Genomic DNA, 8,860 nt, shown 5'->3' on the forward strand with positions numbered 1-8,860 from the left:
GCCTCGCTGGCCGTTCTGGCCATCGCACCCACCATGGCGCGCGACTTGGCGGATCCCAGCAAGTACCGTCTCAGGGGCATCACGGGGACGGCCAACAGTCTGGGTCCCCTCATGGCTGCCGGTTGCATGATTGCCTTGTTCATGTTGAAGCGGGCGGCCACGACCTGGAAATGGCGTTTTCACGCTTTCATGTTGCTGGTCTTCTTCGCGACGCTGTTGCTGACCAACAGCCGTTCATCGATCATGGGCTTGGTTGCCGCGATGTTTGGTTCCTGGTTGGTCGCCGGGCAGCTTGGTGTCCTGGGCTTGCTGGTGGGCCTTCTGGGGCTGGCCGTGCTGGCCATCGTGATGCTCTATCCCGGTTTGCAGGATGCCTTGTTGTCCTTGCTGGCGGGCTTGTTTGCGCGTTCCGGAAACGTGGCGGAGTTGACGACCTTTACGGGGCGCCAGCAGATCTGGGATGCTTCCTGGCGATTGGCGCACGAGGCGCCATGGATCGGGCATGGCCTCAGCAGCGTGAGCGTTGTGTTGCCCAAAGCTCACGCGGATGAATGGGGGAACACGGTTGCAACAGCGCACAACTTCTTCCTCGAAAGCCTTATCTCGGTGGGTTGGTTGGGAACGGGATTACTGCTGGCTGTTGTGCTGATGGCCTTGTGGATATTGGCGCGTTTTCTGCTGAGCAATAAAAGCTGCGCACCGGCCGCCACCCAAAGCCGCGATCTGGCCGTGTGTGCCTTCCGTTGCATGATCATGATGTTGGTGCAAGGCTTTGGCGAGAAAGCATTTGCCGGGCACCCCGGATCACCGTTCCTGGCTTTGGGGGCAGTGGTTGCCACCAGCATTTTCATTGCGCGTGAGTACCTGGCTTCCGATCTGACGCGTGTGCAAGCGACGCCGTGATTTTTCAGTGATGTTCCGGACTGAATGGAGGACGGCATGACGCGACGACAGAAGACGTTTCTGGGTCTGACAGGTGGTGGCGTCTTCGTGGCGCTGCTCAGTTGGCTCATCTGGTTCATGCCCACCATGGGCGCGTCATCGTCATCCATGGCGGCGGAACCTGACAGCGCCAGACAGAGGGTGCCCATTGAGTCGCCGCCCGTGGTTCGATTCGAGTCAATGTTCAATGACGGCAAGGAGCGGGAAGTCAACCTTGCGGATGGCCTGGCCGTGACTTACGACGTACGCCCGATTCAGGAAGGGCGCGAGGCCGAGTTGACCTTCTTCATCCGCAATGATGCCAAGGTTGTGGCCAATGCCGGGTTCACCTTTTCACCGAAGCCCCTGAGGATCGAGCCGCTCAAGCACCACCGCATGGAGGCAGATGTCGAGGTGGACGCATCTGATCAGCGTTCGGCACTGGCTTTGGGTTTTCACGTTTTCGGTGATCCTGGCGGATACCTGGGAGAGTTCGTGACAGACGATGGACAGGCGCTCTGGAAGATGCCTTCTCAGCAGCATCTGGTTGCGGATTTTGTGGCGCCGGGCGACAACGATTACATGGGACGTCGTGCGGGCACCTTGGTGCCGCGTGTATCGATCATCAATATCGAACCCGGCGCAACGGTCAAGGCCAAGGTGCGTTGGCGTGCCGCCGAGGTGTTCGATCACGCTCGGTCTCTGGCCCGGGTGTCCCCTGTGGCCGCTCCTGTTACGCGAGCACGCGCTGCCGGGGTATTGCGCGTGAAGGTCGCTGGCGTGGGGCTGGGTAAGGCTGACGCCGATCTGGAGCAGGTTCTGGTGCTGCGATCCGCGACTGGTGCCGATCGCGTATTCACCCAGGCGGGGCGCACTTGGGCGCATGGTGCCGCTGTGAGTGACCACTGGGAAGTGACCTTGCCACCCGACATCCAGCGTGGTCGCTACACCATGTTGTTTGGCGTGCGGGACAAGCAAGGCGCGCAGGGGCAGTACGTGGCCATGACGCCCGATGCTGGCGCCGTGCGAGACAAGTCCGGTTTGATCCGCGTTGGCCAGGTCGATGTGTCGGCCACCCCTGTGGGCATGCAAGTTGGCATGAGCTTTCACCGTTATCCGGGGCCTTCAGAACGCAGGTATGGCGCCATCGACATGGACTATCGCTTTGCACGCAGTCTGGCTGCGACGGGCATGTCGGCCATGGAGTGGTGGAAGGGCGACGACGACTATGACTGGACGCACATCGATGAGTGGGCTGCCTTTCACGGCAAGGATGGCCACAAGCTGTTGATGGTGTTCTCCGGCTCACCAACCTGGGCCAGTGCCAGGCCTCGCGAGCAGTCGGTCATGTACGTACCGGGCCTGGCTGCGCCCCCAGCCAAAAAATACTGGCCAGCCTACGGTCGCATGGTGACAGCCACCCTTGAGCGACTCAAGGGGCGCTTGATCGGGGTCGAGTGCTGGAACGAACCCGATCTGATCGGCGCCTTCACCGGTACGCAAACCGAGTTGGCGGACTTGTGCAAGATCGTTGCAACGAAGTCTCGACAGCTGGATCCTTCTGTGCCCGTCATCTGCCCGCAGGCCGAGTCGCCTTATGGGATGTCGTTCGTGCTGGGCGCCAAGACCAGTGAGGGGGAGCCCTTGCCTCAGTTCTGCGACATCGTTGGGGCACACGTCTATGGCGCCATGGGCGACGATGCGCAAGGGCGCCCTTATGACGCCTTGCGTGTTGAGGACGTGATGGCCAAGATGCGCACAGTCATGCAGAGCTTCGGTGTTGACAAGCCCATCGCGGTGACTGAATACGGCATTGCCAGCTGCGGCATGCGGCCACTCAATGGGCATGAGGCGTTCACGCGCATGAGTTCCGCGGACGCAGGGGAAGCCTTGTACCAGTCGGTCAAGGCATTTCGACTTGCGGAGGTGTCCATGTTGGGCCTGTACTCGTTCGATCACGATGACAAGGATCCCACGTGTCGGCCAGGTGGCAGCTTCGTTCGAACGACCAAGCTCAATGCGGCTGGTGTCCAGCGTCTCGATCGTGAGGTCCTGGATCGTCTCGGTCAGGCAGCGAGGGATTTTGGCCCCTGACAGCCTCGCGAATTGACGAGGGTTGACCAAAGAAAAAAGGGAACGTGAAACACGTTCCCTTTTTCCTGACGATCAAACGGCTCTTTGATCAATATTCGTTCAGCACCGAGCCAACCAGTTCAATGGCTCCCATGCGAATGGCTTTGGCCATTTCTTGCGTCGCGAGGTAGCTGCTGTTGTCGCGGCGAGCGACCGCCAGTGCAGCACCACAGCGGCTGGCAATGACGGCAGCGTCTGCGCCGCAGGACAGCGCCGGCGTATCCACGATCACGCGGTCAAACTTGGTCTTGAGTTCACGGATCATCAGAGCAAAGCCCGGCCGCTCGAGGAGCTCAAGAGGGTTGGGAGGGGTCACGCCAACCGGGAGGATGTACAGGCTGGGCAAGCCAGGGACGCTTTGAATGACGCGCGATGCTGCACGTCCAGACAGAATGCTGGACAAGCCCGTGCCGTGATCTTTCAGCTTGAACAATGTGTGCAATCGAGGATTGCGCATGTCAGCGTCAATCAAGAGCGTCCTGCCTGGCAATTGCGAGAATGCGACGGCCAGATTGGCAGCGAAGAAAGTCTTGCCATCTCCGGACTCGGGGCTGACCACGGCCAAGGCATGCTTGGGGCGCTCATCGGAGAAGAGCCGCATGATGAGTCGGCTGCGGATGGCACGAAAGGCTTCGGCCTGTTCGGTAAAGGGGCGAGCGCCAACAACCAATTCCGGATCCAGCGAGCCATTGCTCTCGGATGCGTACGGATAGTGAAATTGCTGGGCCAAGGCCCACATGACATCGTCGGTATTGGCCAGACCCAGTGCCACCGCAGCCTCGCCAAAACGTACTTCATTGGTACGTTGGTATTCAAGGATGCTCTGGATTTGCTCAACCGTCAGGTTGTTGGCCTTGGCAATGATTTCGCCAATCGAACGCTCACCGATCGGCTCGGTGGGCGCATGCTCCTCCATCGGACTGAACGTCGATGTGGACGCGAATTGGGGGGTGGGGTGTGGAGCGTTCATGCCAGTCTTGTCATTGGGTCAATACAGCCCGAGCGGTGTCGTTACTGCGCAGCAAGGCCATACGTTTTTTGGGCGCTTTGCCACCAGGTCCAGGCAACGCACCCAAAACAGCGACGCCCAGCAGGAGGGAGAGATCGTGTGCACTGCGAACGCGGCGATCAACCAGTTCGACACACAGTGCTGCAATCATGGCCAGAAGCGCACCCAGCACCACTGACAATGCAGCGTTCAGCAGCATTTTGGGTGACGAGGGTTTGGTGGGCTCCGTGGCCGGGCTGAGCACCATCACGCCGGCCTGGCTGGTGCTGCCTTCCAGATTGGTCTGGCTGAGCCGGGTCATGATGGCATCATAAATGTGCTGGGCACTTTCAACTTCACGCTCAAGCACAGACAGTTCGCTGCGCGACTCCTTGAGCTTCATGATTCTTTCTTTCTGGGTCTCATAAGCTGAGTTGGTTTCACTTTCGCGGTTCACGGACACCGTTGATGTGACACCCAGACTCTTGGAGACGAGCGAGGTTTCCTTCTGGATCTGCCCCCTCAGATTGTTGACGTTGGCACGCTCTTCAATCACGCTGGGGTGCATGTCACCATAGCGTTCGAGCAATTCATGCAACTTGCCTTCACTGCGAGCCAGGTCGGTTTTCAGTGCGGAGATCAATGGGTTGCTGATGACATCGGGGGAGCCACCTGGATTCCGGCTCGATTCACGAGAGCGGTTTTGTGCGTCAGATCGGTTGGCGCGCAAGGTCAGCACCTGTTGCGACAACTCGTTGAGGCGTTGCATCTCGATATCGAGACGCTCGTCAGTGGCCACAATGCCTTTGTCCTTTTGAGCGGCAACCAATCGCGCTTGTGCCTGTTCCAGTTTTTCTCTTGCCAGTCGAGCGCGTTCTTCGAAGAAGTCCGAATATTGGCGTGCGGGATTCACACGGAATTGGACGGTGGTGTCAATGTAGGCCTGTGAAAATGCATTGGCCATGGCCGCAGCAAAGGCAGGGTTGGCCGCTTCGTACGAGATTTCGATGACATTGGATTCGCGGGATGGCTTGACCTTCAGCCCCTTGGCCATCAGGTCGGCGACCCAGACTTCGAAATTGCCTTGCCCTTTGGTTTCTTTGTTCCATTCTTCCCGGAAGGATTGTTCATCTGCCAGGTGCATGTTCTTGACGACGCGCCTTGCAACAGCTTGACTTTCGATCACGTCAATCTGCGTAGACAGGAAAGTCATCGACGACATGGTGCTCATGGCTTGCTGAGCAGAAACCGGGTCTGGCTTTGCATCCAGAATGACCGTTGTCGTGGCCTGGTATTTTTTGGGATAGATGAAGCTACCGACGACTGTGCCCACCACAACCAGTAGCAGGATGCCCAGCGCCAGTTTCCAACGGGCGCGCAGGATTCTCAGGAATTGATCGAACGTCATGGCTGTAGTGGACTAACTGACAAACTAAAAAACATGAAGGACGATCCGTCGCCCATGGGCACAGATCGTCCTGAAAACGCATTACTTGAGGCCCGACAGACCCTTGTTCAGCGTATTGGAGTCAAGTCCGCCAGAAGTTGCCGGTTCAGCAGCAGCAGCGGAGGCTGGCGCGCTGGCTGCCTCGGCACCTGAGGCCGCCTTCTCTGCAAACTTGCCGATATATTCAACCTTGGCTGCGGCACGCAGGGATTTGAGCTCTTTTTGTGCGAATTCGCGGCGACGCTCAACAGTCAGGAAGTGCTCGATGGCTGGCTTGGCCTGGTCGAATGTGACGGGTTGGTTCTTGGCGTCCACGACCAACAGGGCCTTGAAGCCGTCCTTGGCTGTTACGTAAAGTGCTTCGCCGATGTCAACCTTGCTCAGGGGTTCGATGATGCCCAGGGGCAGGCTCTCAGCAGCTTGCTGGGACTGGTTGACACCGAATTTGATACCGCTTGCCTTCATGACTTCCACGAAAGCGGCAGGCGTCTTGGTGGCCTTGAGCTTTTCCATCAGGTCTTTGGTTTGCTCAGGGCTGGCCGGCACGGTGAACTCTTGCAGGGCGTAGACCTTGCGGTTCGTGAACAGGGCTGGCTTGGAGTCGAAATACTTGCGGATTTCGTCTGACGAGGGGGTGCCGGCACCCGCTGCGGAAGCCTTCTCGATATAAGCGCGGGCCAGGATGCTGCGACGGGTCGAGTCCAGCAGGGCAACGATCTGAGGGTCACGATCCAGCTTCTGGTCTTCGGCCTTGGCCAGGGCCAGTTGTTGGTCGATCAGGCCTTCCAGTGCCTGGCGGCTGGCGGTGTCAGCTTGTTCGGGCTTGAGGCCTGGGCGGCTTTCCAGCAATTGATTGATCTGATGCACGGTGATTTCTTCACCGTTGACACGGGCTGCCGCCTGGCTGGCCTTGCCTTCATGTTTGGACTTGTCGCCACAGCCGGCGATCACCAGGGCTGAGGCAATGACAACGGGCATCAGGGCCATCATGCGGATGGAGCGTTGACGGGTGATGGCTTGCAGGCGGGTTTGCATGGTTGAACTGTTGGGTTGTTTCAATTGGTTATGCATGGGCCGATTTTTTTCGGCACCGGTGCAAGATCTTGTAGCGCGACCGAAGTTCCCGGGGGTTTTCTCGGGGCGCTCAAATGAGTGTACGTCCCCCGCGTGTCAGTCTTTTCACACATGGGAGTCGCTTGGTAACAGAAGTGAACAAACAAATGGCAGCAGCCGAGAGGGTGCCGCTCAAATGCGCCCAGGGGGCCACATTTATATCCGAGCCTGGGGGTTTGATCAGGGCGTGCTGCCAGGGGTTTTCCATGAGGATTTTCAATATCAGGCCCAGGAGCAGTAGATACCCGATGAACGGTTTGCGTGTGGTGGATTGATTTGTAACCTGATGTAGGGCGATGGCGCAGATGCCGGCATGTAATACCCCCGACAGACCTATATAGGTGTGCAGGGGTTGACCGATCATGCCGATTTGCGTCAAGGGCCAGGCACCGAACCAGACCAGGGTGGTCTGGGCAGGGACGCGGTTGTGCCAGCCGATGGCGGCGATCAGGCTGAGTGCCACCAGGTTGCGGTAAAGGTGCTCGGCGCTACCGTGCAGCCAGGCCGCACCCCACCAGGCGCCGATGGCTTGGCGCCAGCCTTGGTCGGGATGCAGGGCAAGTTGTTGCGCCCAAAGCGGCCAAGTGCTGTCGGGTTGATTCAAGGGCACCCATCCCATCAGTGCAGCAGGCAGCCCAAGTGTCAGGCTCAGCGCCAGCCAGAGTCTGGCGCCGAGAAGTTCATCCCTCTGGTCATTGCTTGAACCTGTCACGCTGGGGGGAACACAGCGCGCCAGAGTGCCAGCACGGCGTCCCGCTGCGTCAGCAAGGCTGGCATGTGCGCGAGTTCAAACTTGGTTGGGGCGTCATCCAGGCGGGCTCTGTGCTGGATGCGCCGCAATTCGCGGTAAGCCTGTCCTGCGGCGTGCCCGACCCCGGCTGGCAGCAGCCCGGCGTGTTCTGCACGGTCCAGCAGGGCGATGTTGCCCTTGTTGTCGAGCAACTCGGGGTGGCGCTGGCTGTAAGCGAGAACCAGGTACTGGACAGCGAACTCCACATCGATCATGCCACCAGGGCTGTGTTTGATGTCGAACTCGGTGGACGGGCAGTTGTGGGCTTCCCGCATGCGTTCGCGCATGGTGGTGACTTCTTCACGCAGGGCCGCGGGATCTCGCTGCGAGCTGAGTACCGCTCGCCGGGTTGTTTCAAACCGTTCGGCCAGGGCAGGTTCGCCGGCGCACCAGCGGGCGCGGGTGAGGGCTTGATGCTCCCAGGTCCAGGCGGTGTTGCTGCCGCGTTGGCGCTGGTAGTCGTCAAATGAGTGGAAGCTGGTCACCAGCAGGCCGGAGTTGCCGTTGGGGCGAAGGGCCGTGTCAATGTCGAACAGTTCACCCGTTGAGGTGCGCAGGGTCAGCCAGTTGACGAGTTTGCGCGCGAACAGCAGATAGGCGTCGATGGGGCCTGCGGTGTCCGGGCCGGCGTTGGCGGGTTGCTCGTCCTGGGTGTCGTCGTACAGGAAGACGACGTCCAGATCACTGCCGTAGCCCAACTCCAGTCCGCCCAGCTTGCCGTAGGCGATCACGGCGAAGTGCGGCTGGCGCCCCACCGCGTACACGCCTTGTTTGCCAGGGCGTTGCTGCAGGTGGCCCCAGGCCCACTGGATGGTGGTGTTGAGGGTGGCGTCCGCCAGGGCAGAGAGGTCGTCGGCTACTTGCTCTACCGTGAGCTGGCCTTCGACGTCACGCACCAGTGTGCGGAAAATCTCGGCGTGGTGGGCGCGGCGCAGGGTGTCGAGCAGCGCTTCTTCGTCGGCCTGACCGGCGCGGGTCCAGGCGTTGTGGCGCTCGTTGAGCTCCTTTTGATAGCTGACCGGATCAAAGCGGCCTTCCATCAGGCGGGGATCGGCGAGTTCGTCGATCACGCCAGGGTGGCGCAGCAGGTAGCGCATGGGCCATTTGGCCAGGCCCAGCAGGCGCAGCAGGCGGGTCAGCACTTCGGGGCGCTCGACCAGAAGGGATAGATAGCTGTCGCGGCGCAGCAGAGGGTTGAGCCACTCGACAAAGCGCAGAACGGCCTCGGGGCCCAGGCAATCGGCGTCGTCGGGTCGTTGCCCTTTTGGGTCCTTGCCGTAAGCCGTCATCGTGGCGCGGCCGATCAACTTGGCCAGGCGCAGCTTGGCGGCGTCTGTCAGCATGGCCACTTTGGGCTGGCTGGTGAATTCGCGCACCTTGACCGCCACCGGTTCGGGCAGTTTGGCCAGGAACTCGTCGCTGTCAACAGGCAGCGGCGGGCCACCGCAGGTCTTGCTGCACGATGGCC

General features: G+C 60.0%; 6 protein-coding genes and 1 pseudogene. 2 read left to right on the forward strand and 5 right to left on the reverse strand.

Annotated features, from left to right (window positions below; genetic code table 11):
* Positions 1-903: O-antigen ligase (locus tag EPO09_RS19600; protein ID WP_290645810.1), on the forward strand; the 903-nt coding region annotated here is incomplete at its 5' end.
* A gap of 36 nt (positions 904-939) precedes the next feature.
* Positions 940-3,015 (forward strand): hypothetical protein, encoded by a 2,076-nt coding sequence (locus tag EPO09_RS19605; RefSeq protein ID WP_290645812.1) that lies wholly within the window; start codon positions 940-942, stop codon positions 3,013-3,015.
* An 88-nt stretch (positions 3,016-3,103) separates the two neighbouring features.
* Here EPO09_RS19605 and EPO09_RS19610 read toward each other — a convergent pair whose 3' ends face one another.
* From EPO09_RS19610 to EPO09_RS19630, 5 genes and pseudogenes are all read right to left on the reverse strand, one after another.
* Entirely contained in the window at positions 3,104-4,024 is a 921-nt protein-coding gene (locus EPO09_RS19610; protein WP_290645814.1) for a polysaccharide biosynthesis tyrosine autokinase, read from the reverse strand.
* A 10-nt stretch (positions 4,025-4,034) separates the two neighbouring features.
* Positions 4,035-5,450, reverse strand: a complete 1,416-nt coding sequence (gene epsF / locus EPO09_RS19615) for a chain length determinant protein EpsF (protein ID WP_290645816.1) — start codon at positions 5,448-5,450, stop codon at positions 4,035-4,037.
* Between the two features lie 81 nt (positions 5,451-5,531).
* On the reverse strand, positions 5,532-6,524 hold the full coding sequence (locus EPO09_RS19620) for an EpsD family peptidyl-prolyl cis-trans isomerase (protein WP_290645818.1): 993 nt from the start codon (positions 6,522-6,524) through the stop codon (positions 5,532-5,534).
* A 109-nt stretch (positions 6,525-6,633) separates the two neighbouring features.
* The gene (locus tag EPO09_RS19625) at positions 6,634-7,206 is read right to left on the reverse strand and encodes a rhomboid family intramembrane serine protease (protein WP_290645819.1); all 573 of its coding nucleotides are present in this window, start codon (positions 7,204-7,206) and stop codon (positions 6,634-6,636) included.
* A 104-nt stretch (positions 7,207-7,310) separates the two neighbouring features.
* Positions 7,311-8,860 (reverse strand): annotated as a pseudogene (locus EPO09_RS19630) (glutamine-synthetase adenylyltransferase); the annotation flags it as partial.

It is taken from the genome of Aquabacterium sp. (assembly GCF_004297345.1).
In the GTDB taxonomy this organism is placed as follows: domain Bacteria; phylum Pseudomonadota; class Gammaproteobacteria; order Burkholderiales; family Burkholderiaceae_C; genus Aquabacterium.

What these genes read in the sequence shown, in the direction of transcription:
- EPO09_RS19605 (WP_290645812.1), top strand. Translation starts at nt 940, where the DNA reads ATGACGCGACGACAGAAGACGTTTCTGGGTCTGACAGGTGGTGGCGTC.
- EPO09_RS19610 (WP_290645814.1), bottom strand. Translation starts at nt 4,024, where the DNA reads ATGAACGCTCCACACCCCACCCCCCAATTCGCGTCCACATCGACGTTC.
- epsF (WP_290645816.1), bottom strand. Translation starts at nt 5,450, where the DNA reads ATGACGTTCGATCAATTCCTGAGAATCCTGCGCGCCCGTTGGAAACTG.
- EPO09_RS19620 (WP_290645818.1), bottom strand. Translation starts at nt 6,524, where the DNA reads ATGCAAACCCGCCTGCAAGCCATCACCCGTCAACGCTCCATCCGCATG.